The sequence below is a fragment of the Bradyrhizobium sp. Leo114 genome (genome assembly GCF_055229415.2).
The window spans coordinates 1-26,651 of the sequence record NZ_JBUYEN020000017.1; the positions used below are offsets into that span (position 1 = coordinate 1).

25 protein-coding genes are annotated in these 26,651 nt (G+C 63.3%); 12 read left to right on the plus strand and 13 right to left on the minus strand.

Annotation, left to right across the window (positions count from 1 at the left end; all coding sequences use genetic code 11):
* Nucleotides 1–598: 598 nt before the first annotated feature.
* From ACZIRK_RS21200 to hemH, 3 genes are all read right to left on the minus strand, one after another.
* Entirely contained in the window at nt 599–1,045 is a 447-nt protein-coding gene (locus ACZIRK_RS21200) for an NfeD family protein (protein WP_130229434.1), read from the minus strand.
* A 47-nt stretch (nt 1,046–1,092) separates the two neighbouring features.
* Nucleotides 1,093–2,091 carry an SPFH domain-containing protein gene (locus tag ACZIRK_RS21205; protein WP_028162981.1) on the minus strand — a complete coding sequence of 333 codons (999 nt, stop codon included), beginning with the start codon at nt 2,089–2,091 and terminating at the stop codon, nt 1,093–1,095.
* A 273-nt stretch (nt 2,092–2,364) separates the two neighbouring features.
* Nucleotides 2,365–3,399, minus strand: coding sequence for a ferrochelatase (gene hemH / locus ACZIRK_RS21210; RefSeq protein WP_130229435.1), 1,035 nt, complete (start codon nt 3,397–3,399; stop codon nt 2,365–2,367).
* A gap of 87 nt (nt 3,400–3,486) precedes the next feature.
* Here hemH and ACZIRK_RS21215 point away from each other — a divergent pair, with 87 nt between their 5' ends.
* Nucleotides 3,487–3,885: an MAPEG family protein gene (locus tag ACZIRK_RS21215; RefSeq protein ID WP_130229436.1), complete on the plus strand. Its 399-nt coding sequence runs from the start codon at nt 3,487–3,489 to the stop codon at nt 3,883–3,885.
* 168 nt (nt 3,886–4,053) lie between these two features.
* On the opposite strand, the gene ACZIRK_RS21220 is transcribed toward ACZIRK_RS21215, so the two are convergent.
* From ACZIRK_RS21220 to ACZIRK_RS21230, 3 genes are read right to left on the minus strand one after another with little or no spacing between them, the layout of a single operon-like run.
* Nucleotides 4,054–5,184 (minus strand): nickel/cobalt transporter, encoded by a 1,131-nt coding sequence (locus ACZIRK_RS21220; RefSeq protein WP_130229437.1) that lies wholly within the window; start codon nt 5,182–5,184, stop codon nt 4,054–4,056.
* Nucleotides 5,181–5,816, minus strand: coding sequence for a DUF1007 family protein (locus ACZIRK_RS21225; RefSeq protein ID WP_130229438.1), 636 nt, complete (start codon nt 5,814–5,816; stop codon nt 5,181–5,183). Before ACZIRK_RS21225 ends, ACZIRK_RS21220 begins: the two co-directional genes overlap by 4 nt.
* Nucleotides 5,817–5,826: 10 nt before the next feature.
* Nucleotides 5,827–7,899 (minus strand): M3 family metallopeptidase, encoded by a 2,073-nt coding sequence (locus ACZIRK_RS21230; protein WP_463328066.1) that lies wholly within the window; start codon nt 7,897–7,899, stop codon nt 5,827–5,829.
* 129 nt (nt 7,900–8,028) lie between these two features.
* Here ACZIRK_RS21230 and ACZIRK_RS21235 point away from each other — a divergent pair, with 129 nt between their 5' ends.
* The 6 genes from ACZIRK_RS21235 (at nt 8,029) to ACZIRK_RS21260 (ending at nt 12,965) form a co-directional block, all read left to right on the plus strand.
* Nucleotides 8,029–8,289: a hypothetical protein gene (locus tag ACZIRK_RS21235; protein WP_130229440.1), complete on the plus strand. Its 261-nt coding sequence runs from the start codon at nt 8,029–8,031 to the stop codon at nt 8,287–8,289.
* Nucleotides 8,290–8,944: 655 nt separating this feature from the next.
* Entirely contained in the window at nt 8,945–10,087 is a 1,143-nt protein-coding gene (locus ACZIRK_RS21240; RefSeq protein WP_028162988.1) for a type III PLP-dependent enzyme, read from the plus strand.
* A 139-nt stretch (nt 10,088–10,226) separates the two neighbouring features.
* Nucleotides 10,227–10,817 (plus strand): GNAT family N-acetyltransferase, encoded by a 591-nt coding sequence (locus ACZIRK_RS21245; RefSeq protein WP_130229441.1) that lies wholly within the window; start codon nt 10,227–10,229, stop codon nt 10,815–10,817.
* 11 nt (nt 10,818–10,828) lie between these two features.
* Nucleotides 10,829–10,999 (plus strand): hypothetical protein, encoded by a 171-nt coding sequence (locus tag ACZIRK_RS21250; RefSeq protein WP_208823941.1) that lies wholly within the window; start codon nt 10,829–10,831, stop codon nt 10,997–10,999.
* 97 nt (nt 11,000–11,096) lie between these two features.
* Nucleotides 11,097–11,486, plus strand: a complete 390-nt coding sequence (locus ACZIRK_RS21255) for a RidA family protein (RefSeq protein WP_130229443.1) — start codon at nt 11,097–11,099, stop codon at nt 11,484–11,486.
* Nucleotides 11,487–11,534: 48 nt separating this feature from the next.
* Entirely contained in the window at nt 11,535–12,965 is a 1,431-nt protein-coding gene (locus ACZIRK_RS21260) for a homospermidine synthase (protein ID WP_130229444.1), read from the plus strand.
* A 168-nt stretch (nt 12,966–13,133) separates the two neighbouring features.
* On the opposite strand, the gene arsC is transcribed toward ACZIRK_RS21260, so the two are convergent.
* From arsC to ACZIRK_RS21275, 3 genes are all read right to left on the minus strand, one after another.
* Entirely contained in the window at nt 13,134–13,538 is a 405-nt protein-coding gene (gene arsC / locus ACZIRK_RS21265) for an arsenate reductase (glutaredoxin) (protein WP_130229445.1), read from the minus strand.
* A complete protein-coding gene (locus tag ACZIRK_RS21270; RefSeq protein ID WP_130229446.1) occupies nt 13,535–14,236 on the minus strand; it encodes an aquaporin in 702 nt (233 codons plus the stop codon). The genes arsC and ACZIRK_RS21270 overlap by 4 nt, the downstream gene beginning before the upstream one ends.
* 81 nt (nt 14,237–14,317) lie before the next feature.
* Nucleotides 14,318–14,680, minus strand: a complete 363-nt coding sequence (locus ACZIRK_RS21275) for an ArsR/SmtB family transcription factor (protein WP_130229447.1) — start codon at nt 14,678–14,680, stop codon at nt 14,318–14,320.
* Between the two features lie 127 nt (nt 14,681–14,807).
* On the opposite strand from ACZIRK_RS21275, the gene ACZIRK_RS21280 reads away from it, so the two are divergent.
* Genes ACZIRK_RS21280 through ACZIRK_RS21290 form a run of 3 tightly spaced genes read left to right on the plus strand, consistent with a single transcriptional unit; the run spans nt 14,808 to nt 17,710 of the window.
* Nucleotides 14,808–15,125: an ArsR/SmtB family transcription factor gene (locus tag ACZIRK_RS21280; RefSeq protein ID WP_028162996.1), complete on the plus strand. Its 318-nt coding sequence runs from the start codon at nt 14,808–14,810 to the stop codon at nt 15,123–15,125.
* A 49-nt stretch (nt 15,126–15,174) separates the two neighbouring features.
* On the plus strand, nt 15,175–16,542 hold the full coding sequence (locus tag ACZIRK_RS21285; RefSeq protein WP_130229448.1) for an NAD(P)-binding domain-containing protein: 1,368 nt from the start codon (nt 15,175–15,177) through the stop codon (nt 16,540–16,542).
* A 10-nt stretch (nt 16,543–16,552) separates the two neighbouring features.
* Nucleotides 16,553–17,710: an MFS transporter gene (locus ACZIRK_RS21290; protein WP_463328067.1), complete on the plus strand. Its 1,158-nt coding sequence runs from the start codon at nt 16,553–16,555 to the stop codon at nt 17,708–17,710.
* Nucleotides 17,711–18,014: 304 nt separating this feature from the next.
* On the opposite strand, the gene ACZIRK_RS21295 is transcribed toward ACZIRK_RS21290, so the two are convergent.
* From ACZIRK_RS21295 to ACZIRK_RS21310, 4 genes are all read right to left on the minus strand, one after another.
* Nucleotides 18,015–18,755: an acetoacetate decarboxylase gene (locus ACZIRK_RS21295; RefSeq protein ID WP_130229450.1), complete on the minus strand. Its 741-nt coding sequence runs from the start codon at nt 18,753–18,755 to the stop codon at nt 18,015–18,017.
* Nucleotides 18,756–18,879: 124 nt separating this feature from the next.
* On the minus strand, nt 18,880–19,206 hold the full coding sequence (locus tag ACZIRK_RS21300) for a hypothetical protein (protein ID WP_463328068.1): 327 nt from the start codon (nt 19,204–19,206) through the stop codon (nt 18,880–18,882).
* A 131-nt stretch (nt 19,207–19,337) separates the two neighbouring features.
* A complete protein-coding gene (locus ACZIRK_RS21305; protein WP_130229415.1) occupies nt 19,338–20,375 on the minus strand; it encodes a cytochrome-c peroxidase in 1,038 nt (345 codons plus the stop codon).
* 166 nt (nt 20,376–20,541) lie between these two features.
* Entirely contained in the window at nt 20,542–22,203 is a 1,662-nt protein-coding gene (locus ACZIRK_RS21310) for an ABC transporter ATP-binding protein (RefSeq protein WP_130229414.1), read from the minus strand.
* A gap of 206 nt (nt 22,204–22,409) precedes the next feature.
* On the opposite strand from ACZIRK_RS21310, the gene ACZIRK_RS21315 reads away from it, so the two are divergent.
* Nucleotides 22,410–24,014: a hypothetical protein gene (locus tag ACZIRK_RS21315; protein WP_463328069.1), complete on the plus strand. Its 1,605-nt coding sequence runs from the start codon at nt 22,410–22,412 to the stop codon at nt 24,012–24,014.
* Between the two features lie 362 nt (nt 24,015–24,376).
* Nucleotides 24,377–26,638 (plus strand): TonB-dependent receptor, encoded by a 2,262-nt coding sequence (locus tag ACZIRK_RS21320; protein ID WP_130229412.1) that lies wholly within the window; start codon nt 24,377–24,379, stop codon nt 26,636–26,638.
* Nucleotides 26,639–26,651: the final 13 nt, after the last annotated feature.

The window sequence follows — 26,651 nt, forward strand, 5'->3', positions numbered from 1 at the left end:
GGTTGCACCCATGGGTCCCGTGCAACAAAAAGCACGGGGGTAGGACCACAGGTTCAACCGAAGCATTCCGGCTTTCCCTGCGCGATGGTGTTACGGTTTCCTTCGTGCTCTCCCCGGTGACCGGGCTCTCTTGCCACCGTCATCTCTCGCGCAACTTGTTCGCACGAAAAACTTAGCGCCAGCGTCGGGGCGCCAGGACCACACGACTTCGCCGTCCGTGATGCGTGTGCTCGTCAGTCACACCCATCACGTCCACCGCATCTCACCGCAACGTTCGTGACGATCGCGACCCGCCCCTCATTCGCGCTGAGACGCGCGGAGTTAAATCACTGATTTGCCCGACGGCGAAAGCGGAATGTTTTTCGCGCGAGGGCTGGACACGTTTCTGCTGATTTGCCCGACGGGTTGTTTTGTCGCACTCCAAGCATCCACATCGTCATTGCGAGCGCAGCGAAGCAATCCATAGCGCCGCAAGTGGAGGAATGGATTGCTTCGCTGCGCTCGCAATGACGGCTGCGTGGGGGTTAGAGGGAATGGCGGATTATGCCGTTCGCTTTCGCTGTTCGGGCGAGAGCGAAAAACTCATCCGCCTACACCGCTACGCCGCCGCCACCGTCAAACTGGCGCCGTCGGCGCTGACAACCTTGACGCGGCTGCCGGCGGGCGCGTCGGGGCCGGCGACGCGCCAGATCGTGTCATCGATCCGCACCGTGCCTGAGCCGTCGATGATCGGCTTCTCCAGCGTGAACTCGCGGCCGATCAGGGCTTCGGTGCGCCGGTTGAGGAACGGGCTGCTCGCGCTCGCCGAGGTCCCGCTCTTGGCGAAGTGCCGCCATGCCGGCACGGCGGCGACCGCGAACGCGGCGAACATGAGGAACTGCGTCTGCCAAAGCGGATTGATGACGAACGACACCAGTCCGACCATGAGCGCTGATAGCCCGAGCCAGAACAGGAACACGCCGGGCGCCGCCAATTCCAGCGCCATCAGGATGAAGCCGAAGATCAGCCAGTTCCAGGTACCCAGTGTCGAAAACATCTCGGTCATGACACGACCTCTAATTCCGCAGACGCAATGCTAGCACGCCCGCGCCCTCACCGCTCCGGCGCGATTGGCGGCGGCGTCGGGCCGGCCGGCGGCACCGAGGAGCGGCGCGCGGCGGCGGCTGCTGAAGCTGTGCTTTCGCCGAAGGTGGCGCGCGCGATCTCGCCGATGCCGGCAAGCGAGCCGAGCACGCTCGATGCCTCGATCGGCAGCATCACGATTTTCTGGTTCGGCGCTTCCGCCAACTGCCCGAACGCCTTGATGTACTTGTCGGCGATGAAGTAGTTCAGTGCGGCGACGTCGCCCCTCGCGATCGCTTCGGACACCATCTGCGTTGCCTTCGCCTCAGCCTCCGCCAGTCGCTCGCGCGCTTCGGCGTCGCGGAAGGCGGCTTCGCGGCGACCTTCGGCCTGCAGGATCTGTCCCTGCTTGGCACCCTCGGCGCGCAAAATCTCCGATTGCCGCTGGCCTTCCGCCTGCAGGATGTCGGCGCGCTTGACGCGCTCGGCCTTCATCTGCCGGCCCATCGCCTCCACGAGATCCGCCGGCGGCACGATGTCCTTGATCTCGATGCGATTGACCTTGACGCCCCAGGGCGAGACCGCGGCGTCGACGACGCGGAGCAGCCGCTCGTTGATCTCATCGCGATGCGACAGCACCTGGTCGAGGTCCATCGAACCCATCACCGAGCGGATGTTGGTCATGGTCAGCACCGTGATCGCCTGGTGCAAATTGGCGACTTCGTAGCTCGCCTTCGCGGCGTCGAACACCTGGAAGAAGGCAACGCCATCAACGGTGACGGTGGCATTGTCCTTGGTGATCACCTCCTGCTCGGGGATGTCGATCACCTGCTCCATCATATTCATCTTGCGCCCGATGCGGTCGAAATAGGGCACGATGAGATTGAGGCCAGGGAGCAACGTGCGCGTGTATTTGCCGAAGCGCTCGATGGTCCAGCCATAGCCCTGCGGAACGGTCTTGACCCCGGCGAACAGCGTGACGATGACAAGCAGAACAAGGGCGATGGCGAAAATGTCGAAACCACTCATAAAGTCCTCCAAGACCGGCGAAAGCCGGCGCGGCCCTGCATTTGGTCTGCAAAACCGCAACGCCGGTTCAGCCGGCTGTTGGTTGACACATAGTTAAGGAGCGGTTTGCGAGGCTGCCAGATATAGCCTGCGAACGTAAATGATGTGTGGGCCGTCACGCGGATGCTCGTTCAGTAGCCCGGGTGGAGCGAACGCGTAACCCGGGACATCTGCATCTGCGTTTGCGACTGGCCCCGGGTTGCGCTGGCGCTCCACCCGGGCTACGGGCCGACGTTAGATCCACCCTTGCAGTTCGCGCAGCACGAGTTGGCGGATCACGTCCATGCCGGGCTCGCTGTCGTTCAGGCAGGGAATCGCCGCAAACTGCTCGCCGCCATTTTGCTTGAAGATGTGCGCGTTCTCCTGCGCGATCTCTTCCAGCGTCTCCAGACAGTCGGCGGAGAAACCGGGCGTGACGACGGCAATTCGTCGCACGCCGTCCTTGGCGAGCTTTTCGACGGTCTTGTCGGTATAGGGCTGCAGCCAGACATCGTTGCCGAAGCGCGACTGGAAGGTCAGCATCAGCCTGGAGGCATCGAGCCCGAGGCGCTTGCGCAGGCATTCCGTCGTGGCGACGCACTGGGCGAAATAGGGATCACCCTGATCGACATATTTCTGCGGCATGCCGTGGAAGGACGCCAGGATCAATTCCGGCTCGAACGGCAGCGTCGCCAGGTGCGCGTTGATCGAAACCGAGAGCGCGTCGATATAGACAGGATCGTCATAGTATGGCGAGGACACCCGCAAGGTCGGCTGCGCACGCAAGCTGGAGAGCACCCGGAACGCCTCGTCGCAGACGGTCGCCGATGTCGCGGCGGAATATTGCGGATAGAGCGGCACCACCAACAACCGGTTACAGCCCTGCGCCGTCAGCGCCTCGATCCCCGCCCGGATCGAGGGATTGCCGTAGCGCATCGCCCAATCGACCACGACATGATCTTCCCCGATCGCCGCCGCTAGCTTCTCGGCCTGCGAGCGCGTGATCGTCTTCAGCGGCGACTCGTCCTTCTCGGTATTCCAGATCTTCCGGTAGTCGAGAGCCTTGGTGCGCGGCCGCGTGCGCAGGATGATGCCGTTGAGGATCAGCTTCCACAGCAGCCCCTGATCCTCGATCACGCGCGGGTCGGAGAGGAATTCCCTCAAATAGACCCGCACGCCCGGGGCGTCGGCGGTGTCGGGCGTGCCGAGATTGACCAGCAGCACGCCGATGCGATCCGGCTGGGCTTGCGCTGCCGGCGTCGTGTTTCGGACTGGGACGGCCACGGTCATGACGGCCGTGGCTTCGCGCGTTGCCCCATTCTTGTCAAGACAACGCACCGTTAGCTAGGCTCCCCTCCGCAATGCGGGGGAGGAACCATGACGGTTGCCGAATGGTGCGTGTTCGGAACGTTGATGCTGTATTTGTTGACGCTCGCAGCCGCCAAGTGGACTGCGAGCGGCCGTTTCGACAATTCCAACCCGCGCGATCCCGCCTTCTACGACGACCCGATCCGGGCCCGCGCGCTCGGCGCCCACCAGAACGGGATCGAGGCGTTTCCGTTCTTCGCCTTCGCCGTGCTGCTCGCCGAATTCCGCATCGGACCGTTACGGCTGATCGATGAGCTCGCAGTGCTGTTCCTGATCGTGCGGATCGCTTACGTCTTCACCTATCTCGGCAACCGCCCAACCCTGCGCTCGATCCTCTGGACCATCGGTTTTACGATCAATGTCGCGATCTTCTTCCTGCCGATGATAAAGCGATATCTGACGGTCTGAGTTCTCCCTCTCCCCGTTCTTACGGGGAGAGGGTTGGGGTGAGGGGCTGCCTTCGCGAAAAAGCTGGAAGTTGTGTTTGCGGAAACAGCCCCTCACCCGGCGCAATGCGCCGACCTCTCCCCGCGAAGAGCGGGGAGAGGTAACTTCAAAGGCCGCTCCGCGGCGCCGTCACATGAAATAGGCGCAGGTCGGCGGCTCGGTGGCGAGGTAGCCGAACAGCAATCCCAGCCCAAACAGCAGCACCAGGCCGGCGGCGCCGAACTCGATGCCGCGCATGAAGAGCATGCCGTTGCCGTCGCGGCCGGCGCTGACGCGTTGCGCCAGGCCGCGGGCGGAGACGGCGAGGATCGCGATCGTCGCGACCGTGATCGCGGTGCCGAGGCCCATCACGAAGGTCGCGGCGATGCCGGCCCAGAACAGGCCCTGCGCCAGCGAGAATCCCAGCACCAGGATCGCACCCGAGCAGGGCCGGATGCCGACGGTCACGATCGCGCTCAAGCCGCGGCGCCAACCGCCGGGGCCGGCGAGCTCGCTCGGCTCGGGACCGTGCGAATGGCCGCAATGCTCGTCATGGACATGAGCGTGGGCGTGCTGGTGCCCGGCGCCATGCCCGTGCTCGTGCCCATGATCGTGGTGATGATCGTGGTCGTGGTCATGGTGATGATCGCGGTGATGGTGATGACCGTCATCGTGGTGGTGATGCGGGACACCGGCGATGGCCGGCTGCGGCACATTCGCCTGCAGCGCGCGGAAGAAGCCGCCGCCCTTGCTCCAGACCAGCCGCGCACCAAAGGCGGCAATCAGGGCATAGCTGGCGATCTCGATCGCTTTTTCCGCGCCGCACGAGGTTTTCGCGGTGGCGTTGAGCAGCCAGGCGCCGATGACGACGAACACCACGGCCACCACGGCCTGCAGCAGGGCCGAGGCAAACGACAGCGCGATGCCGCGCGAGGCGGTTTCCCGGTTGGCGACGAGATAAGAAGAGATCACCGCCTTGCCGTGGCCGGGGCCTGCAGCATGGAAGATCCCATAGGCGAAGGAGACGCCAAGCAACGTCCAGACTGCATAGCCATCGGTCTTGGCAGCACGGATGGACGCGGAAATCTCGCGGTAGAATTCCCCCTGCTTGGCGAGCAGCCAGCCGATGATACCGCCGACCTGCGGCTCGGCCGCCCGCCGCGGGGCGCCGAAGGGGTTTTGCGCTGACAGCGCATGCATCGCGGCATCGGCCAGCGCAAAGACTGCGAGCGCCACGGCGGCAATCGCCAGGCTACGCGCGACGGATGATCCCTGCTTCATGGACACTCCACCACGATCTTGTTGGCGAACATCGCGCCGAAGTTGGAGCTTTCGCCGCTCAGGAAGTTCTGCTCCCCGAGCTGCTGCGCGCTCGCGGTGCCGTCATTCGGCCGCTGGAATTGCAGCTTGCAGTCGGCCGGTGCGCCGACCAGCTTGGCGGGGTCCTTGTCGGCATATTTGAAGTCGATGAAGAAGGCGGGGTCGAACACTTCGAGCGAAAGCTGCCTGGTCTTGAACGGAGTCTTCGCCGGCAGCGTGAAGTGCAGCGTCAATTCCGTGTTGTTGTATTCGAGGAAATAATCGACCGGCTCGGTGAACTTCTGCTTCTTGCCGTCGGCCTTGGCGAAGGTGAAGTAGGCGTATTCCTTCAGCGACTCGACATTGGTCTGGGCGAGCGGCGCCAGCTCCTCGCGGGTGAAGGCGCCCTTGGTCTTGGCCTCTATGCCCTGCAGCGCATAGGTCGAGAACATGTCGTCGAAGGTCCAGGCGTGGCGGACACCGGTGATGGTGCCGTCAGGCGCATAGATCACCTCGCTCCTCGCGGTGATCCAGACATGCGGATGGGCTTGTGCGGCGGCCGCGCCGAGCATCACGGCGCCGGCGGCCAGGAGGCCGAGCCAATTGCGGGACATGCGCCTCACTTCAGGCGGCCTCGGCAGTCTCGAGCAGCCCGCGCCGGCGGAGCAGTGCATCCGGCTCCGGCTCGCGGCCGCGGAAGGCGACATAGGCCTCTTCCGGATCGCGCGAGCCGCCCGACGAATAGATGTCGTCGAGCAGGCGCTTTGCGGTCGCGGGATCGAAGATGTCGCCGGCCTCCTCGAAGGCGCCGAAGGCGTCCGCGTCCATCACCTCCGACCACATGTAGCTGTAATAGCCGGCGGCGTAATGGTCGCCGGAGAAGATGTGGCCGAACTGGGTCGGCCGGTGCCGCAGCGCGATCTCGGCGGGCATGCCGATCTTCTCGAGCTCCTGCTTCTCGAAGGCCCTGACGTCGCGGCTGGCTTCGGCCGGCTGGGTGTGGAATTCGAGGTCGATCAGCGCCGAGGATACGAACTCCACGGTGGCAAAACCCTGGTTGAACTTCCGCGCGGCGAGGAAGCGCTGCAGGAGATCGTCCGGCAGCGGCTCGCCGGTCTCATAGTGCCTTGCGAAGCGCTGCAGCACCTCCGGCCGCTCCTGCCAGTGCTCGTAAAGCTGCGACGGCAGCTCGACGAAATCGGTGAACACGGAGGTGCCCGACAGCGAGGGATAGGTGACGTTGGACAGCATGCCGTGCAGGCCGTGGCCGAATTCGTGGAACAAAGTGCGGGCATCGTCCGGCGACAGCAGCGCGGGCTCGCCGCCCGCGCCCTTGGCGAAATTGCAGACATTGATGACGAGCGGGGCAACCGCGCCGTCGAGCTGCTGCTGATCGCGCAGCGAGGTCATCCAGGCACCGGAGCGCTTCGAGGGGCGGGCGTAATAGTCGCCGTAGAACAGCGCCTTGTGCTTGCCGTCGCGATCCCTGACTTCCCAGACCCGGACGTCGGGGTGCCAGGCCGGGATATCCTTGCGCTCCTCGAAGGTGACGCCGAACAGGCGGGTGGCGCAGTCGAAGGCGGCCTCGATCATGTGGTCGAGCACAAGATAGGGCTTGATCGCGGCGTCATCGAAATTGGCGCTGATCTGCCGGAGCTTCTCGGCGTAGTAACGCCAATCCCAGGCTGCCAGCGCAAAATTGCCGCCCTCCTCCGCGATCAGCGCCTGCATCGCGTCGCGGTCGGCGAGCGCCCGCGCCCTCGCCGGCTTCCAGACCCGCTCCAAGAGGCCGCGCACGGCGTCCGGCGTTTTCGCCATGGAATCCTCGAGCCGGTAGGAGGCGTAGTTCGAGAAGCCCATGATCTTGGCGGCTTCCTCGCGCAGCGCCAGGATCTCGACGATGGTCGCGTTGTTGTCGTGGGCGTCGCCATTGTCGCCACGCGCGGTGAAGGCCTTGAAGACCTTTTCGCGCAGGTCGCGGCGATCGGAGGTTTTCAGGAACGGCTCGACCGAGGAGCGCGACAGCGTCACGATCGCCTTGCCGGCCATCCCGCGCTCTTCCGCCGCGGCCTTGGCGGCGGCGACAAAGCTGTCCGACAGCCCGGCGCGGTCGTCCTCGGCGAGCTCCATGAACCAGTCCTGCTCGTCGCCGAGCAGATGGTGGCTGAAGCTGGTGCCGAGATGGGCGAGCCGCTCGTTGATCTCGGCCATCCGCGCCTTGGCGGCGTCGTCGAGGCCGGCGCCGGCGCGGCGGAAGCGCGTATAGGTGCGCTCCAGCAGCCTGAGCTGTTCGCCGCTCAGGCCGAGCGAGGCGCGGTTCTGGTGCAAGAGCGCGATGCGGCCGAACAGCACGGCGTTCATCATGATCGGGTTCCAGTGCCGCGCCATCCGCAAGGAGACTTCCTTGTCGATCTCCAGGATCGCCGGATTGGAGTGCGCCGACACCAGGTCATAGAACACCGCCGAGACCTTGGAGAGCAGCTTGCCGGAACGCTCCAGCGCGGTGATGGTGTTGTCGAAGTCCGGCGCCGCCGGATCATGAACGATCGCGCCGATCTCGGCGGAGTGATCGGCAAAGGCCTGCTCGAAGGCCGGCAGGAAATGCTCGGGCTTGATCTCGTCGAAGGGCGGCGTCTCGAACGGCGTCTGCCAGCCCTGCAGCAGCGGGTTGGCCAAACCTTGCGAACTTGCCGACATGCGAAATCCTATTTTTGTCCAAGATATTGCGGCAAACTATACCACACCGTGCGGCAATTTTGGGCCTTTTGCGCTTGATCGCAGGGCCCATTTCAGGGACATTGCGCCCCTCAAAAAGGACCTTCTTCCATGAGCCTGCAGCCCTCCTCCACCGGCAACCGCCAGATCGTCTGGCCGAGCGTGATCACCGTGATCAGTGCGGCGATCCTGATCGGCGCGGAAGTGTTCGGCGGTGCCTTCGCCGGCGGCTGGGCGCTCGCGATCCTGTTCGGGCTCGAAGACACCGCCGCGCACATCCTGCAAGCGGTGCTGTTCGCGCTCGGCGTCCTCGTGATGATCGCGTTCATCCGCGCAGCGCAGCGCATCGAGCCGTTCACGCGGCGCGCGTGAGGCGCGACTGCGAAAACACTGTGGCAGAAGGCTCAAACGCGCAGCCGACTGCTAGCTTCTCTTAACGTCCATTCATATTCGACGTGGTGCGCGCGTGCAGCGACAAACAATCGCAAGCTCGCGTTAGGGAAATCTGCGCGCAGCCCAAAAAAATTCTTGCGCAGCTAAGTCAAAACACTTATTTCCAGCCTTGCCCAATTTCGCACGTGCCTGTGGTCGTGTGTCAGTCGGTAGGTATCCGGACAAGAGGCCGGACAGCCGCCAAGGGATGAAGAACCGAGGGTCGCCTCTGAAGCGGCCAGCATCTCTCTCAAGGGATGCCAATGAAGGTCTCTCCATCTCTTGCAACCGTGACTGGCAGCCGGAGGCGAACCGGCGCACCCCGCTCTCAACGGGGGACGCGACTTAAAGCAACGACGGAGCGGGCTTTTTTGGTCTCTACCGGCATTCCAACGCCGGCGCGGGCTACTGAAAAGGCTTGTCCTTCATTGCCAGGTGAGCGGGCGGGAAATCTCCCAACCAATCCACGGCAGCACAGTCTGGTTTGAGTTTTTTGGCTTCGTTGCGCCTCCATCGCGCAATTCGGCCAAGGCACTCTTATCCGGCGTCACGTTTTTGAATGCGGCCCCGTCGCTGGGGTCGTTGGGAGAGTGCCATGACCGAGCGCATCCAGGAATTCCTGCGTCACCGCCGCAGCGAGGGCCTCGACACCGAGCCGTGCCTCGTCGTCGACCTCGAAGTTGTGCGCGACAACTACCAGAGCTTCGCGAAGGCATTGCCGGACAGCCGCGTGTTCTACGCGGTGAAGGCCAACCCGGCGCCGGAAGTGCTGTCGCTGCTCGCCTCGCTCGGCTCCTGCTTCGACACCGCGACAGTCGCCGAGATCGAGATGGCGCTGGCCGCTGGCGCGACGCCGGACCGCATCTCCTATGGCAACACGATCAAGAAGGAGCGCGACATCGCGCGCGCCTTCGCGCTCGGCATTCGCCTGTTCGCGGTCGACTGCGCCGCCGAGGTCGAAAAGGTCGCCCGTGCCGCCCCCGGCGCCAAGGTGTTCTGCCGCATCCTCTATGACTGCGCCGGCGCCGAATGGCCGCTGTCGCGCAAGTTCGGCTGCGACCCGGAGATGGCGGTCGACGTGCTCGACCTCGCCAAGCGCCTCGGCCTGGAGCCTGTCGGCATCTCCTTCCATGTCGGCTCGCAGCAGCGCAAGGTGAAGGCGTGGGATCGGGCGCTGGCGATGGCCTCGACCGTATTCCGTGACTGCGCCGAGCGCGGGATCAACCTGTCCATGGTCAACATGGGCGGCGGCTTCCCAACCAAGTACCTGAAGGACGTGCCGCCGGTGGTGCAGTACGGCCGGTCGATCTTCCGCGCGCTGCGCAAGCATTTCGGCAACCAGATCCCGGAGACGATCATCGAACCGGGCCGCGGCATGGTCGGCAATGCCGGCATCATCGAGACCGAAGTCGTTCTGATCTCCAGGAAGAGCGACGAGGACGAGGTGCGCTGGGTCTATCTCGACATCGGCAAGTTCGGCGGTCTCGCCGAGACGATGGATGAGTCGATCCGCTACGCGATCCGCACGCCGCATGACGGCGCGGATATGACGCCGTGCGTGCTTGCTGGCCCGACCTGCGACTCGGCCGATGTGCTGTACGAGAAGCTGCCGTATCCGCTTCCGGTGACGCTCGAGATCGGCGACAAGCTGCTGATCGAGGGCACCGGCGCCTATACGTCGACCTACTCGTCGGTGGCTTTCAACGGCATCCCGCCGCTGAGGACCTACCACATCTGACGTCTCTTACCTCTCGCGTTTGCGGGAGAGGGAGAAGAAAACAGGGAGCCGGCCTGCCGGCTCCCTCCCCGACATTTTCGAATTTTCGAACGACGCTTTCACCGGTGTGCCCGCCGCTGGAAGCGGGGACTGACGTGCCATGACTGCTTTGCGGAAGACCACCGTTGCCCTCACCCCGAGCGCCGCTCCGTTCGCGATCCGTGCGGAACGTTCCTCGGACGTCGAGGCGCGTGAAATGCTGCTGGATGTCTGCTTTGGCGAGAACCGCCATCAGCGCACATGCCAGCGCCTGCGCGACGGACGCGCGCCCGCCGAAGGCCTTGCGCTGTCGGCGGTCGCAAGCGGCCGGCTGGTCGGTACCGTTCGGTTGTGGCACGTCAGCGCCGGGGGCAACCCCGCGCTGATGCTGGGGCCGCTGGCGGTGGATTCCACCTGCCGCGGCCTCGGTGTCGGCGCCGCGCTGATGGACCGCGCGATTTCGATCGCGCGGACGCGCGGCCATGGCGCGGTGATCCTGCTCGGCGATGCGCCCTATTACGCCCGCTTCGGCTTCTCGCCGGAAAGGATGAGCGAACTCGTGCTGCCCGGCCCGTTCGAGCGCGACCGGCTGCTCGGTCTCGAACTTGCCGAGGGCGCGCTCGACGGCGCCAGCGGCATGGTCACCGCGACCGGCGCATTGCTGCTCAAACGCAAGGCACGCGCATTGCGCGCCGTGCCGCAGGCCGCGTGACGGTTGCGATCATGGCCGAAAACCTTCCCGCAACCAGCGACGTCGCGCGTCCAGTTCTGCGCAGCATCATCACCACCATCGTCCTGATCCTGATCTCGGTCATGATCGTCAGGGACATCTTCGTGCGCCGCTGGAGCTCGCCGTCCGCTCCGGCAGCAGATACGACCCAGCACTCCCGCTGATCGCAAGACCGGAGCCAAAGGTTGCGCGGGCGGGAAAATCCCGTAAACCCGCGCAAGTACCCGTATGTCCCGCAACGCTGAGAATAGGAGGTCCTGAATGTCCCGACGCCTGATTTCGACCGGCTCGCCTTTCGAGAAGACCGCCGGCTACAGCCGCGCCGTGATCGACGGCGATTTCGCCTTCGTCTCCGGAACCACCGGCTATGACTACACGACGATGACAATGCCTGAAGATGTCACGAGCCAGTCACGGAACTGTTTCAAGACCATCGAGGCCGCCCTGAAGGAAGGCGGCTTCGCGCTGGCCGACATCGTCCGCACGACCTACTACCTGACGGATGCCAAGGATGCGGACGCCCACTTCGCGGTCTGCGGCGAGTTTCTCGGCGACATCCGCCCGGCCGCCACACTCTTGATCGTCGCGGGACTTTTGAAACCCGAGATGAAGGTCGAGATCGAAGTCACCGCGAAACGACGTACCGCCTGAACCACCAAACCTGTCCACCCGCTCGAGCCAATCTCCTGGAGATATTAGATGAGCCCCTCCTCGCAGATCCACGCCAAGATTTCCGGCCCCATTGTCATGATCGGCTTCGGCTCGATCGGCAAAGGCACGCTGCCTCTGATCGAGCGGCATTTCGATTATGACAAGTCGCGCTTCGTCATCATCGATCCGCATGAGGACGGCGAGCTCGCCAAGAAGCATGGCGTGCGCTTCATCAAGGATGGCGTCACCCGCGACAATTACCGCGAACTGCTGGTGCCGCTCTTGACCGCCGGCGGCGGACAGGGCTTCTGCGTCAACCTCTCGGTCGACACCTCCTCGGTCGACATCATGACGCTGTGCCGCGAGATCGGCGCGCTCTATGTCGACACCGTGATCGAGCCGTGGGCCGGCTTCTATTTCGACAAGAACATCGGCACCGAAGGGCGCTCGAACTACGCCCTGCGCGAGACCCTGCTGGCCGCCAAGCGCAAGAACCCGGGCGGCACCACCGCGGTCTCGACCTGCGGCGCCAATCCCGGCATGGTATCCTGGTTCGTCAAGCAGGCGCTGCTCGACATCGCCCGCGACACCGGCGTCGAATTCAACGAGCCGAAGAGCCGCGAGGGCTGGGGCCAGCTCGCCCATAAGCTCGGCGTCAAGGGCATCCATATCGCCGAGCGCGACACCCAGCGTTCGAAGAAGCCGAAGCCGATGAACGTCTTCGTCAACACCTGGTCGGTCGAGGGCTTCGTCTCCGAGGGCCTGCAGCCGGCCGAGCTCGGCTGGGGCACCCATGAGAAGTGGATGCCGGAGAACGGCCGCACGCACGCGCATGGCTGCCAGGCCGCGATCTATCTGCTGCAGCCCGGCGCCAACACCCGCGTGCGCTCCTGGTGCCCGACTCCAGGCGCGCAATACGGCTTCCTCGTCACCCATAACGAGTCGATCTCGATCGCGGACTATTTCACCGTACGCGACGGCGAGAAGGTGATCTATCGCCCAACCTGCCATTACGCCTATCACCCGGCCAACGACGCCGTGCTGTCGCTGCACGAGATGTTCGGCGCTGCGGGGCGGATGCAGCCGAAATGGCACATCCTCGACGAGAACGAGATCGAGGACGGCATCGACGAGCTCGGCGTCCTGCTCTATGGCCACGCCAAGAACGCCTATTGGTACGGCTCGCAGCTCTCGATCGAGGAGACCCGCCGGATTGCGCCCTATCAGAATGCGACCGGCATGCAGGTGTCCTCTGCGGTGCTCGCCGGCATGGTCTGGGCGTTGGAAAATCCGGAAGCCGGCATCGTCGAAGCCGACGAGCTGGATTTTCACCGCTGCCTGGAAATCCAGCGGCCGTATCTCGGCCCGGTGAAGGGTTTCTACACCGACTGGACCCCGCTGAACGACAGGCCGGGCCTGTTTGCCGAAGACATCGACACGTCCGATCCCTGGCAGTTCCGGAACGTGCTGGTGCGCTGACGCGCGCGCTCCTCTCGTCATTCCGGGGCGCGCGTAAGCGCGAGCTATGATGTGCAATTGCACATCAGAGAATCCATCGGACCGCGGGCGCGGGCGGAGAAATGGATTCCGGGTTCGGCGCTGCGCGCCGCCCCGGAATGACGGAGGCTACTTTTGCGAGGCCGGAATTTATCTGCGGCCTTCAACGACCTCGCCATCTTCCTTCACGAAACGTCCGACCGGATTCTCCAGAAGGTCGATGACCGCCTCGGACGGCCGGCAAAGCCGCACGCCCTTCGAGGTAACCACGATGGGGCGGTTGATCAGGATGGGATGCGCCATCATGAAATCCAGCAATTCGTCGTCCGACCATTTGGGATCATCGAGGCCGAGGTCCTTGTAGGGCGTGCCCTTCTCACGCAGCAGGGCGCGCGCCGGGATACCCATCGCAGCGATCAGCTCCTTGAGCTTCTCGCGCGACGGCGGCGTCTTGAGATATTCGACGATCGTGGGCTCGACACCGCTTTGCCGGATCATGGCGAGCGTGTTGCGCGACGTGCCGCAATCCGGGTTGTGATAAATGGTGACGCTCATCTGGTTGTCTCCGCAATTGGGACCGGGCCGCGCGCCTGAGGTCGCCCGAGCAGCCAAATCATCAACAGCATGCCGGCGAACGCTCCGCACAGTTCCGCAAGTATGAAGCCAGGCAAATCGATCGGGCGAATGCCTGCAAATGTGCTCGTCAGCGAGCGCGCGATTGCCACGGCCGGATTGGCGAACGATGTCGAGGCGGTAAACCAGTACGCGGCCGTAATGTACAGGCCCACCAGCCAGGGAACGGCGGCGCGCTGAAAACGGATGCCAGCCAGAATCGTTGTGATCAGGCCAAAAGCTGCCACGGCCTCCGCGAACCATTGCGGTCCACCTGTCCGCGTTTTGGTGGAGAAATCAATCAACGGTAGGGCGAACATCAAATGCGCGGCCATCGTTCCGGCGATACCGCCTGCGATCTGCGCCATCACATACAGTGCAGCCTCGTTCGCCGGCAGTTCGCGTTTGCCGGTGAAGACAAGTGTTACGGCCGGGTTGAAGTGCGCTCCGGAGATAGGTCCGAGCACGCTGATCAGCACAACCAGGATTGCGCCGGTCGGCAACGTATTGCAGAGAAGCGCGAGAGCGTCGTCCTTGGTCAGCGCCTCGGCCATGATCCCGGACCCGACCACGGCGGCGACGAGAATTCCGGTACCCAACGCCTCGGCCACAAGGCGCCGTGAAAGGTCGAAGGCCTCCATCAGCCGGCCCTTGGCGTCGGATGCGTCGCGCCCAAGCGCACCGAGTTGCCGGTGCAGAGGAGCAGAACCTTGTAGAGATGGTCAGCCACGGGTTCGCTCCTTTCGTTTTGGTGAACAGCACGATTGCAGGCTATTCACGACCGGCGCGCAGACCTCCGGTCGTCCGTCGCAGCAATCCCGAAGCAGGAACAGAGCGACATCGCGAAACTCACCCAGGTTGGCGCGGTAGACGATCGAGCGACTATGCCGTTCGGAAGTCACGAGGCGCGCTCTGGTCAAAATCGACAGATGCGCCGACAGCGTGTTCGGCGGCACTTCCAGCATGCGGGCAAGATCGCCAGCCGCAAGGCCGTCAGGCTCGTGCCTGACCAATGTCCGGAAGGCCTCCAGGCGGGTCGATTGCGAGAGGGCCGCGAGCGCCAAGACCGCTTCTTCGGTTTCCATATATCCAGATTTATGGAAATGTATGGCCAAGTCAACCCAATTCAGCATACCGGGATCGGCGGACTTATTTCGAATATTCTAGAAATATAGTTTGACAAGGAGACGGGTCGCGCTCATCTTGGTCACCATGAAGCTCGACGAAGCAGCAGCCCGCCTCGAAGCGCTGGGCAACCCGACCAGGTTGAAAATCTATCGCGCGCTGGTCCGTGCAGGGCGTGCAGGCATGCCGGTCGGGCGCCTGCAGGAGCGGCTCAAGATTCCGGCGTCGACACTGTCGCACCACATCAAGGCGCTGGTCTCCGTCGGTCTGATCTCGCAGGTACGCGAGGGCACGACACTTGCTTGCCACGCCGAATACGACACGATGCAGGGCTTGGTGGATTTCCTCGTTGCTGAATGCTGCATCGACGAGACCCAATGCAAAGACGCTCAGACGGCGGCCTGATTTTTTTTGTCCGATTATTCGGTAATTCTAGAAGGTTGGGAGAAGCAAAATGAGCGCAGCAAAGACCGTCGCGATCGTAGGAGCCGGACCCGTCGGCCTGGCGGCAGCCGCGCACGTGTTGGAGCGCGGCATGACGCCCGTCGTGCTCGAGTCCGGGCCAGAAGCGGGACATGCGGTCCGTCAATGGCAACACGTCCAGCTCTTTTCACCGTGGGAATACAACGTCGACCGGGCGGCCGCGCGGCTGCTCGCGCCAACTGGCTGGAATTCGCCGGACCCGCAGGTGTATCCGACCGGGGGCGAGCTCTTGGCACAGTACCTTGTCCCACTCGCGACGCGCACGCGCTTGAAGGACGTGATCCGCACGTCGAGCCGCGTCACCGCCGTTTCCCGCGTCGGCTTCGACAAGGCGAGGACAAGAGGCCGGGAGGCGGCTCCGTTCGAGATACGCTACCAGAACGGCAAAGGGCGCGAGACCCTGCGCGCTGAGGCCGTCATCGACGCCTCCGGAACGTGGGCCTCGCCGAATCCCGCCGGCGCCAATGGCCTGCCGGCGATCGGCGAACGCGAAGCACAAGCGAGGATCGCCTACGGCATGCCGGATGTCCTCGGGAGAGACCGTGAGCGCTACGCGGGCAAGATTGTCGCCGTGCTGGGCGCCGGACACTCGGCGATCGGTACCCTGACCGACCTGGCGACGCTTGCCCGTCAGGTGCCGGGCACCCGCCCGATCTGGCTGCTCCGGGGCAATGATCCGGCCAAGGCATTCGGGGGCGGCGCGAACGACAAGCTCGCTGCGCGCGGCGAACTCGGCACACACTTCGCATCGCTGGTCGCATCAGGTGAGGTACAGGTTGAGGCCGAATTTTCCGTCTCGGCGATCTCGCCGAGCGACGGCCGGCTTCGGATCGCGACGTCGTCAGCCTGCTGCGGACGCAGCGTCGTCGCCGACGAGCTGGTCATCGCAACCGGCTTCCGTCCGGACCTCTCCTTCCTCAGCGAGATTCGGCTTCGGCTCGATCCCGCGATCGAGGCGCCCGTCGCGCTCGCACCGCTGATCGATCCCAACGAGCACTCCTGCGGCACCGTGCGCCCGCATGGCGCGCGCGAACTGCAGCAGGACGATCCGGGCTTCTACCTCGCCGGCATGAAATCCTACGGCCGGGCGCCAACCTTCCTCATGATCACCGGCTACGAACAGGTGCGCTCGATCGCGGCCGATATCGCCGGCGACAAGGAAGCTGCCGAGCGCGTCGAACTCGAGCTCCCCGAAACCGGCGTCTGCACACGCGGCGGCGTGGAGGGCGGTATCGTCGCATCCGGCTGCTGCGGAGGGCCGGCACCCGCCGGCATCGACGCCTGCTGCTCCGACGATGCGATCGCGAAGGTCGCCGGCAAGCCCGGCTGCGGCTGCTAGGGCCGCCGGCGTGAACGGACAACGCTTGCGGGTGGTTGCCGCGCTGGGGACCGCCCAGACGCTGGCCTGGGGATCGAGCTACTATCTGCCGGCGATCCTGGCAGACCCCATTGCCCACGATCTCGGAATTTCGACCAACTGGTTCTTCGCCGCCTTCTCGGCCTCGCTTGTGATCTCCGGATTATTGGGTCCACGCGTCGGCCGCCAGATCGACCGCGTCGGAGGGAGGCAGGTCCTCTGTATCTCGAACGTGGTTTTTGCAGGCGGGCTCGCATTGCGCGGCGCATCGGCCTCGGTGTGGATGATGTCGGTGGCCTGGCTCCTGCTGGGCATTGGCATGGGCCTCGGACTCTACGACGCGGCGTTCGGCGCGCTGGGGCGTATCTACGGCAGCGACGCGCGCGCCTCGATCACCGGCATCACGCTGATTGCCGGCTTTGCCAGCACGGTCGGCTGGCCGCTGAGTTCATTCGGGCTCGAGACGATCGGTTGGCGGGAAACCTGCTACGCCTGGGCGATCGCGCACATAGTGATCGGTCTCCCCCTCAATCTCGCGCTGCCCAGCACGGCAAAGCCGGTCCGCTCAGAAGGACCCGTGGCGAAGCCGCATATTACGATCGACCGCACCATGGTTCTGCTCTCATTCGCGTTCGCGGCCGCCTGGACGGTGACATCGGCGATGGCGGCGCATCTGCCGCGGATCGTCGAAGCATTCGGCGCGACGCCAGCGCAGGCAGTGTTTGCCGGCATGATGATCGGACCCGCGCAGGTCGCAGCCCGTGTGATGGAAGCGAGCCTTCTTAACCGTTTCCACCCGCTCGTCTCGACACGGCTTGCCTGCATCACTCATCCCATCGGAGCGTGCGTAATCGGTATTTTCGGCGGTGGTGCTGCCGGCGTCTTCGCTCTGCTACATGGGGCCGGCAATGGTATTCTGACCATTGCACGAGGAACGCTCCCATTGGCGATTTTCGGACCGGAGAACTACGCCTATCGACTTGGATTGATCGGCGCACCATCCCGCATTTGCCAAGCATTGGCGCCCCTTGGATTCGGACTGCTCATAGATACCCTGGGCCGATCGATCGTGATCGTATCGGCCGGATTGAGTCTTTCGGCACTGATAGCGCTCTTGTCGCTCTCGCAATCTTCGGCGGTCAAAGCGTGATGATTTTTTGTTCGAATCGGCGTGACCGCAGTCGTTCACCTCTCCCCGATGGGGAGAGGTGAGGCACTTCCAGCGTGGCGCCAACTCGACCTGATCTCATCACGCCTAAAGCGACAGCGCAGTCGCCCGTGGATAGCGCCACCTGATCGGTGATCCGTGACGCATGCCGGGCCGGCGCTGCGGCCAACGAGGTCATGCGCGGCCTCGCGCCGCGCATGCACGCTTCGCCTCGGTTGGCCAAGACGTGGATTGCCGGGTCAAGCCCGGCCATGACGAAGCCGCGAGGGTCTGGCGCGGTCTCCGGTCATTTCGCCATATAATCGAACGCCACCGTGCCGAGCCCCAGCGTCAGGTCCGCCTTGAAATGCAGGGCGGAGACGACCTCGCGGACCGGAAGCCGCGCGACGTCGCAGAGCGCGTGTGGAAACAGGCCGAGAGCGGCAGGGCCGGTCCAGGCTTCCTTCAGCGTGATCTCTTCGAGATGGAAGCGCACGAGCTCGCAGATGCGCGGGCTGCCGTCGACATGCGGGATGATCTTCAGGATGAAGTTCGGCGCCTTCATGCCCTTCAGCACGGCGTCATGATCGACCGGACGGTGTTTGTAGCCCATGGTGGCGGAAGCGCAGAGCACCGAGCCGTAATGCAGGGAGCCGACCAGCACATCGCTCTCGACCTCGATCTTCGGCCTCGCCAGTTTCTTCGGGAATCCCCATAGCTCGCGGCCGCCGGCGATCGGCCCTTCGTCGTCCAGATACATCGCGTGGGTATAAGCCCCCTCCTCCCCTTTGAAGCGAACCGGGATCACCTGGCCGGTCTCGGTGTAGTCGCCAAAGCCGGTGGAGTCGGGCATCCGGATGAATTCGTATTTCACCACGGGCTCGGCGACCTCGAGTGGCTCGGGCACCACGGCGGCGAGCGCTTCGGGATCGGTCCTGTAGGTGATGACGAAATATTCTCGGTTGAAGAAGCGATAGGGCCCCGGCGGAAACGCGGGGCTGGTGAGCGGCATCGAATAGGCACTTCGCCTGACATCGTCGATCTTCATCTGCTGGCCCCAAAGGTCGTTGGCGTTTCGTTGACAACCACGATTATGCGGCGGCAGAGGGACGCAGGCGAGACTGTAAATTCGGCAGGGTACGTTCAGGCCGGTCCGCGGGAATGAGAGGACATCACTTTTTCTGGACCGGCGGGGCGGTCTTCTCTGCGGGTGCCGGTGGCAGCGCCGGCTGCGCGCCGGTCTTCTGCGCGTCCGGGTCGGGACGTGCGGGCTCGGGCGCCGGCGTGGTCGGCCGCTCGCCGCCTGGCTTTGATTCGGCTGGCTTCGTCTGCGGCTCGGGCGGGGAAGACTGCACTGGCGGCGTCGCCTGCGCCACCTCCTCGGATTGACGCGCGGCGATCTCCACCAACGAAGCGGTCGAAATCACCAGTCCGCCTACAAACAGAGCGGATGCGATCAGAATATCCTTCCGGTAGCTGCGCTGCCTGTCGGTCGCCATCTCGTTCTACCCGCGTCATTGTCTGCGGGTTCAACGATTCCAGCGAGACCTGGTTCCACGCACGGGGCAACGGGAACTGTACCGACCTGGGGCGCGGGTGGCCCGAGCCACCGGACCCGGAAAAGAACGGCCTATTTTCCGAGCGACGGCGGCGGTGTTGCATCCGTGCGCGTGGGCAATATGGGATATTCGATCCTTGGCAATTGCCCGGTCAGCGAATTCAGGAACGCCACGATATCGTTCTCTTCCTTGTCAGTTAGCTTGGCACCAAGCTGAACTTCGCCCATCACGCCGACGGCTTGCTTCAAGCTCCAGACCTGGCCCGAGTGAAAGTACGGTGCTCGCAGGGCGACGTTGCGGAGAGGCGCGGCGCGAAACACGTACTCGTCACTCGCCGTCTTGGTGACCGCGAACCGGCCTTTGTCGCCGCTGGGCAACACGTCCGAACCCGGCTTTTCGATCACGCCGAACGGGAAGTAGTCCTGGCCGCCGATGTTGATGCCGTTGTGACAGGACGAGCACCCCTTGTCCATGAACAGCTTCAATCCCGCCTTCTGCTGCGCGCTGAGGGCGTTGGCATCCCCTTCAAGGTACTGATCGAAGGCCGCGGCCGGCGTAATCAGAGTCGCCTCAAACGCCTCGATCGCCTTGGCAAAGTTGTCGAAGGTAACTGGGGATGCTTCGTTGGGGAACGCCTTCCTGAACATCGCGACATAGTCGGGCATGGACGTCAGCGTCCTGATCACGTGATCGGGTGTCGCGTTCATTTCGACGCTCGCCTGCACAGGACCCTTCGCCTGCGCCTTGAGGTCCGCCGCGCGTCCGTCCCAGAACTGCGCCACATTGAACACCGCGTTATAGACCGTTGGCGCCCGGCGCGGCCCCTTTTGCCAGCCGTGACCGACGGAGGTCGGACCGGCGTCGACGCCGCCGGTGCCAACGTTATGGCAGGTGTTACAACTGATGATCTCGCTAGCCGACAGGCGCGGATCAAAGAACAGCATCTTGCCGAGCTCGATCTTGTCGCGCGTGACGGCGTTGTTTTTGACAGCGGGGAGCACCGAAGGGATTGGTGTGAAGAGCTGCTTGGCAGCCTTCATGAGATCGTCATCAGCGACAGCTTGTGAAGAGGCCAGCATCGCAACTGCGACAGATAAGAACTTGCGCATAGTATCGAGCTCCCAACCACGACCAATGTTGGAATAGGTCCAAATGCACTCGCTCCTCATTGATCGGGATCAAACGGCCCGCTTCAGGTCGAAACCTGCAATGCTGCCGCTGTTCGCGGACGCTATTGCATGCTGTCGATCGACCGACCTACGCAACCAAGGCTGATCACAAGGGCCGGGGATCGCTGAGATCCACGACATTGTCCGCGTCGCCAAGGACGGATCTTCGGTGCGTGATGGCCAGCACCGTGACATCGCGAACCAGGGTACGAACGTGGTTCATGATGTCCCGCTCGGTCGCGTCATCGAGCGCGGAGCTCGCCTCATCGAGGAAAAGAACGGTCGGGTTGCCATAGAGGGCGCGGGCGATCGCGATGCGCTGGCGCTCTCCGCCCGACAGCTTCAGGCCGCGTTCGCCGACCCTGGTCTCGAAGCCCTCCGGGAGCGCATCGATGAAAGACAGGATAGTCGCCTTCTCCGAGACGTCGCGAAGCCGGGCCTCATCGCGAGGGCGACCCAGAATGATGTTGTCTGCAAGGCTTTCGTTCAGCAGCGCGACGTCCTGAGGCACGACCGCTATGGCGCGGTACCAGTCGGCGCGCGCGATGCGCAGGAGGTCGATGTCATCGACCAGAATGCGACCTGAATGAGGCTCGATGGATTTCAGCGCGAGCTTGAAGATGGTCGACTTTCCAGAGCCGGTCTCGCCTACGATAAACGTGATGGAGCCGCGGCTTGCCGTGAAGCTGATGCCATCGACCCCACGACCATTGCCGTAATCGTACCTGATATCGTCGAAGGTGATGCGTCCCTCTCGGGGGACAAAGGTCTCTGCATGCGGCGATTCATTCTCTTCCGGAGCCCGCCACATGTCCGCGAGCGGAATGAGTTGCGCTCGGGAACGCGCGAAAACGTCCATCGTCTGGGCGATCATCTCGAACGGCAGGTTGAGCTGGAGCAACAGGGCGTTGAACAGCACGATATCGCCGACCGTCATCGCTCCGGCCTGATGGCGGGGCAGCAACAGCAGGAAATTGACGGCGAATTGGATCGAGAGACCCAGGCCCAGCAGGGCCGACGAGCCGGCGCGACGGAATGTGTAAGCCCGCCAGCCATCCTTTACCGCGCGAGCCTTCTCGGTGAAGCGGCGGCTCATCCACGCATGACTGCCGAGATGACGCAACGTCTCCATCGCGTTCATCGCGTTGCCGACGAATCGAGCATTTTCCTGCGCAGCCGAGACGGCGGCGTCGAGAAGGGCCTGCGATCGACGCGTCGAGACGAATGTCACCGTGATCATGGCGGCGCCGTAAGCGGCGACGATCGCCACAACCTCGATGCTCAAGAGAGCGCCGAGGGTGACGAGCGTGAGCGCGATCTGCGTTGCGCCCGGAATGAACACGATCAGCGCGATGTGCATGATCGTCGTCAGCGCGCCACGCCCCTGGGCGCCGGCAGTCTGGATCTCGGCCGGGTTATGCTCGACGAAGAAGTCGGATCTTTTCCTCAAAATGCGTTCGAAGAACCGCGTGCTCACGATGAAGCCGAGGTTTTCGGCCGTCATCACCGACAGGTGTTGCACCGCGCGCTGCAGCGCCGAGGCTAATCCCACCAGCGCGGCGTAGAGCAAGAACGCCCACAGAAGGTCCGAGACAACAGTCTCTTTGGTCAGCCGGTCCACAAGGCGGGAGAACAGGTACGGCGCAGCGATGCCGCTGGCGCTCGACAGGAAGACGACCGCCGCCACCAGCGACAGCGCCCGCCAGTCGGATTTCCAGTAGGCATGGAAGATTTCGGCGATAGGGGCGTTGCTCGCGGGCTTGGTCATAAGTTTCTGATTTGCAGCGATTCACGCAAATTGCGGTTGGCCAATTCTGTCTCAGAGGCCATGACCGATCAACGATAGCGGCGACGGCTTTAGGAAAAAACGTAAACCCTCTACTCAATGGGAGCATGGTCAGGTACCCAGTCCGCACTGAACACCCGCGAACGATGTGAAGCTGCTCACATTGCTCGTGGGAGTTTCCTGTTAGTTTGACGATGATCCATCCGATGCCGGAGGGCACGGCCATGCAAAGCACAGCTTGTTTGGAATGGATACAGCGTTGGCGTAAGCAGGGATCGCTTGTTGCTTTTGTCGGCTGCTGCAGCATCTGCCTGATCTCGGCCTCTGCCACGTGTGCCGCCCAGGCACCCCTCAAACCCGCGGATCAGCCTAACGGCACGTCATCGGAAGACCCGGCGGCAACCGCCGTCTTCATTGTCGACGCAAAAAAGTGCGAGAAGAAGGCTTCCGACACCTGGTCGGACCCTGAGGTGTGGGCATGGCAACAAATCTGCCGGCATCTCAATGTCGATTTCGACGAGAAGGAAGCGAACGACTACGCGGACAAAAGGGAGGGCAAGGATTCACCGAAGCGCGATGCAGTGTACCGGCAGAAGCTTGAAGCTCTTCGAACGGAAAACAACAAGAACCCCGAGAAGCTGGCCACCGACGAATCGCGAACGCTCAGCAGCAAATTTCTGGCGATGATTTTCGGCGATCCGGAATTGAGGCATCACACGTGGAATGTACCGCTCAGGTTGTTCGGGTTCAGTACCGACCGACTTGCTATCGACACCGCGGCGCTGAAATCGCTGGATATACAAAACGCTTACGTCGAGAGGTTCGTAATCCAGAATACGACCCTTGATGGCGATCTCAGGCTGGAGAACTCCCACTTGGCAAGCATCAAGATGCAATTGGTAGCGGCCAAGCATTTCCTCCTGAACAAGGTATCGGTTACCGCGAAGAAGGTCGGAGCGGACCATGTGGATCCCGATCCGCAGTCATTGGAGGCAGAGAAGCCAGATGGAGCACTGACGATTCATACGGCCCGGATCGAGGACCGGGTATCGATCCTGGAAGGGTCCTACGACGCCATCGACTTGAAGCGCGTGAAAGTCGGCGACCTGTTCATCCTCCATCCTGACTGGAACCGCTTCAGGGACCTCGATAAGCCAGAGCTGAGCATCACCGAGTCCGTGGACCACGGGGTCTTCGCCTTTCAGGCCAACCCTACGGGCGCATCGCCTCGGCAGATCAAGCTCGACCAGTTCATCTTCGCCAATGCCTATTTCGGTCCGGACCCGATGCCGGTCGTCCGCGCCATGGATGCATACGCCGGAATCCGCACTCACGGTCGTCCCGACCTGGAGCCGTATACGCTGATCGCCAAGTCGTACGCACAACGCGGCGAAACCCACAACTCCGACAAGATCCTGATTGCCAAGAACAACCAAGACTGGCACTGGGCGGATATAGCGTCGGTGGATTTTCTTGGCCTCACTTTCACATGGCTTGTCGCCGATTACGGCTTCCATCCGGAAGTGGGTTTCTTGTGGATCGCCGGATTCGTGCTGCTTGGCTGGGGAATCTTCTGGCACGCCTCCACTCGTCTGGCAGCAGGCTCCTACCAACCGAAGAGTCCATTCCTGTTAGCTCTAGATTCAGTGATCCCGGGCATCCACTTGGACAAGAACCACCAAGATGTGCGCTATAATGGATGGCCTCAGGGCATGCTCTATCTGCTCCGGATCCTTGGCGCCGTGCTGGTCTTCGTTGCCTTCAGCTATCTGCAGAAGAAGGTGCTAGGCTGACCGCGGGAAGTCGCTTCTTCCGTTCAAATCCACGTCGTACATGCCTGCTTCGTTGGTGGCATGGAAGCGCAGCCGTAGCCAAGCGAGACGCGCGCCTGCACGTATCGAAGGGCGATTGTTTAGTTGAATTCTCGTGGATGACGGCAGCTTCCAAAGAACGAACGAAAGTCGAAGGTCAGACGCAAACGCTGTTGTCATATCGCGCCGTGCGCGGAGTTGTGTGCAGCCTTTCGCTTCTCAATCTGCGTGAAAAGCTAGATGGAATCTAAGCCCGCCGCATTGTGACCGCACCACGACCTCCTGTAGGTCGCGATCTCGGTAGCCGACAGAAGTCGGCTGGGGATTTTGGGGCGACTGATCTGATGACGTGCGGGACTACACTTCACAAGAAAACCCTTCTGGCTGCAGCGAGCGCACTTGCGTTGATGATTGATGGCGGGGACGCAGCCGTTGCGCAGACGTCGCACGAGCTGCCGGCCGTGCAGGTGCATGCGCCAACGCCGCGCGCGGCGCGTCGTGTCGCACCGCGCCAAAATGCCGCAACTGCGCCGCGTGCGGCTCCGCGCCCTGTCGAGCCTCGTGCGCGGACGACACCGCCGACCGGCATGATCGGCAGCCTGCCGCCATCCTATGCGGGCGGGCAGGTGGCTTCGGGCAGCCAGGTCGGCATGCTCGGCAATCGCAACGTGATGGACACGCCGTTCAACCAGACCAGCTACACCGCGCAGACAATCCAGGATCAGCAGGCGCGAAAGCTCGATGACGTGCTCGCCAACGATCCGTCGATCCGTTCCAACGTGCCGCGCGCCTACGGCTTCGACTTTGTGTCCATCCGCGGCTTCGACGTGCCGAGTTCGGCCTACGGCATCAACGGACTGTACGGCATCGCATCGGCTTTCTCGTTCTCGTCGCTGGCCGCGATCGAACGCGTCGAGATGCTGAAGGGGCCGGGCGCGCTGCTGAGCGGCATGCCGCCGGGCGGCGGCGTCGGCGGCAGCATCAATCTCGTCACCAAGCGTGCTGGCGATGATCCGATCGCACAGCTCACCAACACCTATGCGTCGCGCTCGCAGTTCGGCACGCATTTCGACGTCGGTCGCCGGTTCGGCGAAGCGAGCGAATTCGGCGTTCGGTTCAACGGCAGCTATCGCAACGGCGATACCGAACTCGCCAACCAGAGCCAGGAGCTCGGGACGGCAGCGCTAGGCCTCGACTACCGCGGCGAGCGCGTCCGCCTGTCCGCGGATGTCGGTTACGAGAAGAACAACGTCGACGCCATGACGCGCTTCGTGGTGTTAGGTCCGACGCTGACCGGCGTGCCGGTGCCGCCGGATGCACGCGCGAGCTTCATGCCAAGCTGGGGCTATTGGAACGGCGAAGGCAAATTCGGCCTCGTGCAGGGTGAGGTCGACATCACCGAGAACCTGACGGCCTATGCCCAGGCCGGCGTGGTGAAGGGGGAGACCAAGTATCTTTATTCGGATATCAGGGTCACCAACCTCAACGGCAATTTCGACGGTTCGCCACGACTGAACAGCCAGACCCGCGACCAGGCGGCGGTGCAAGCGGGCTTCCGTGCCTCGGTGGATACCGGGCCTATCCATCACGCGATCAATTTCAACGCGACGGGATCCGAAGGTGACGTCGGCATCATCAACACGACGGGCACGGCCTTCACGTCCAATCTCTATAGCCCGCGTCCGAGCCCGACGCCGCTGATCTCGGTTGGAGCACCGCCGAAAATCTCGGATACGCATCTGTCGAGCTTCGGCATTGCCGACACCATGTCGGTGGCAAACGGTCGCGTCCAGTTCACCGCGGGCGTGCGCCAGCAATATGTCGAGAGCCGCTCGTTCAGTGCGACGACCGGGCTGCAGACGTCCGGCTATGACACTTCGGCGACGACGCCGGCCTATGCGGTGGTGATCAAGCCGCTGGAGAACGTCTCCATCTATGCCAACTACATCGAAGGGCTCGAGGCCGGCACCGTGGTCGGCGCTCAGTATGCCAATGCCGGCCAGGTGCTGCCACCCTATCGGACCCGGCAGTATGAAGTCGGCGCCAAGGTCGATTGGGGCCGGATAACGACGACCGTCAGCGCCTTCGACATCAACCGGCCGCTGCAGCTCGTCGATTTCGTCACCAACACGCTGACGCAATCCGGCGAGAGCCGCAACCGTGGCGTCGAGCTGAATGTCTTCGGTGAGGTCACGCCAGGCGTGCGGCTGCTGGGCGGCGTGATGTTCATCGATGCGCGTCAGGACAAGACCGAGCGCGGGCAGTTTGACGGCTACCGGACTTTCGGCGTGCCCGACACACAGCTCAATCTCGGCGGTGAGTGGGACGTGCCGTTCCTGCACGGCCTGACGCTGACGGGACGCGCGATCTATACCGGCAGCTTCTTCGTCGATCAGGCCAACACGCTGCTGGTCTCGGACTGGACACGCTACGACGCCGGTGCGCGCTACACCTTTACGGCGCCGTGGAACAACAAGCCGGTGGTGGTGCGCTTCCAGGTCGAGAACCTGTTCGACAAGAACTACTGGCAGGGCGCGAACACCAACAGATACGTCTATCTCGGTGCGCCCAGAACCTATCTGGTCTCGACGACTTTCAACTTCTAGCGATGGCTGAACC

Bases quoted from the DNA above. Each gene is read 5' to 3' on its own strand.
- ACZIRK_RS21310 (WP_130229414.1), bottom strand. From the start codon at position 22,203: ATGACCAAGCCCGCGAGCAACGCCCCTATCGCCGAAATCTTCCATGCC.
- ACZIRK_RS21205 (WP_028162981.1), bottom strand. From the start codon at position 2,091: ATGAGTGGTTTCGACATTTTCGCCATCGCCCTTGTTCTGCTTGTCATC.
- ACZIRK_RS21285 (WP_130229448.1), top strand. From the start codon at position 15,175: ATGAGCGCAGCAAAGACCGTCGCGATCGTAGGAGCCGGACCCGTCGGC.
- ACZIRK_RS21305 (WP_130229415.1), bottom strand. From the start codon at position 20,375: ATGCGCAAGTTCTTATCTGTCGCAGTTGCGATGCTGGCCTCTTCACAA.
- ACZIRK_RS21320 (WP_130229412.1), top strand. From the start codon at position 24,377: ATGACGTGCGGGACTACACTTCACAAGAAAACCCTTCTGGCTGCAGCG.
- arsC (WP_130229445.1), bottom strand. From the start codon at position 13,538: ATGAGCGTCACCATTTATCACAACCCGGATTGCGGCACGTCGCGCAAC.
- ACZIRK_RS21300 (WP_463328068.1), bottom strand. From the start codon at position 19,206: ATGGCGACCGACAGGCAGCGCAGCTACCGGAAGGATATTCTGATCGCA.
- ACZIRK_RS21220 (WP_130229437.1), bottom strand. From the start codon at position 5,184: ATGAAGCAGGGATCATCCGTCGCGCGTAGCCTGGCGATTGCCGCCGTG.
- ACZIRK_RS21230 (WP_463328066.1), bottom strand. From the start codon at position 7,899: ATGTCGGCAAGTTCGCAAGGTTTGGCCAACCCGCTGCTGCAGGGCTGG.
- ACZIRK_RS21260 (WP_130229444.1), top strand. From the start codon at position 11,535: ATGAGCCCCTCCTCGCAGATCCACGCCAAGATTTCCGGCCCCATTGTC.
- ACZIRK_RS21280 (WP_028162996.1), top strand. From the start codon at position 14,808: ATGAAGCTCGACGAAGCAGCAGCCCGCCTCGAAGCGCTGGGCAACCCG.
- ACZIRK_RS21275 (WP_130229447.1), bottom strand. From the start codon at position 14,680: ATGGAAACCGAAGAAGCGGTCTTGGCGCTCGCGGCCCTCTCGCAATCG.
- ACZIRK_RS21255 (WP_130229443.1), top strand. From the start codon at position 11,097: ATGTCCCGACGCCTGATTTCGACCGGCTCGCCTTTCGAGAAGACCGCC.
- ACZIRK_RS21215 (WP_130229436.1), top strand. From the start codon at position 3,487: ATGACGGTTGCCGAATGGTGCGTGTTCGGAACGTTGATGCTGTATTTG.
- ACZIRK_RS21250 (WP_208823941.1), top strand. From the start codon at position 10,829: ATGGCCGAAAACCTTCCCGCAACCAGCGACGTCGCGCGTCCAGTTCTG.
- hemH (WP_130229435.1), bottom strand. From the start codon at position 3,399: ATGACCGTGGCCGTCCCAGTCCGAAACACGACGCCGGCAGCGCAAGCC.
- ACZIRK_RS21240 (WP_028162988.1), top strand. From the start codon at position 8,945: ATGACCGAGCGCATCCAGGAATTCCTGCGTCACCGCCGCAGCGAGGGC.
- ACZIRK_RS21270 (WP_130229446.1), bottom strand. From the start codon at position 14,236: ATGGAGGCCTTCGACCTTTCACGGCGCCTTGTGGCCGAGGCGTTGGGT.
- ACZIRK_RS21200 (WP_130229434.1), bottom strand. From the start codon at position 1,045: ATGACCGAGATGTTTTCGACACTGGGTACCTGGAACTGGCTGATCTTC.
- ACZIRK_RS21235 (WP_130229440.1), top strand. From the start codon at position 8,029: ATGAGCCTGCAGCCCTCCTCCACCGGCAACCGCCAGATCGTCTGGCCG.
- ACZIRK_RS21245 (WP_130229441.1), top strand. From the start codon at position 10,227: ATGACTGCTTTGCGGAAGACCACCGTTGCCCTCACCCCGAGCGCCGCT.
- ACZIRK_RS21295 (WP_130229450.1), bottom strand. From the start codon at position 18,755: ATGAAGATCGACGATGTCAGGCGAAGTGCCTATTCGATGCCGCTCACC.
- ACZIRK_RS21225 (WP_130229438.1), bottom strand. From the start codon at position 5,816: ATGTCCCGCAATTGGCTCGGCCTCCTGGCCGCCGGCGCCGTGATGCTC.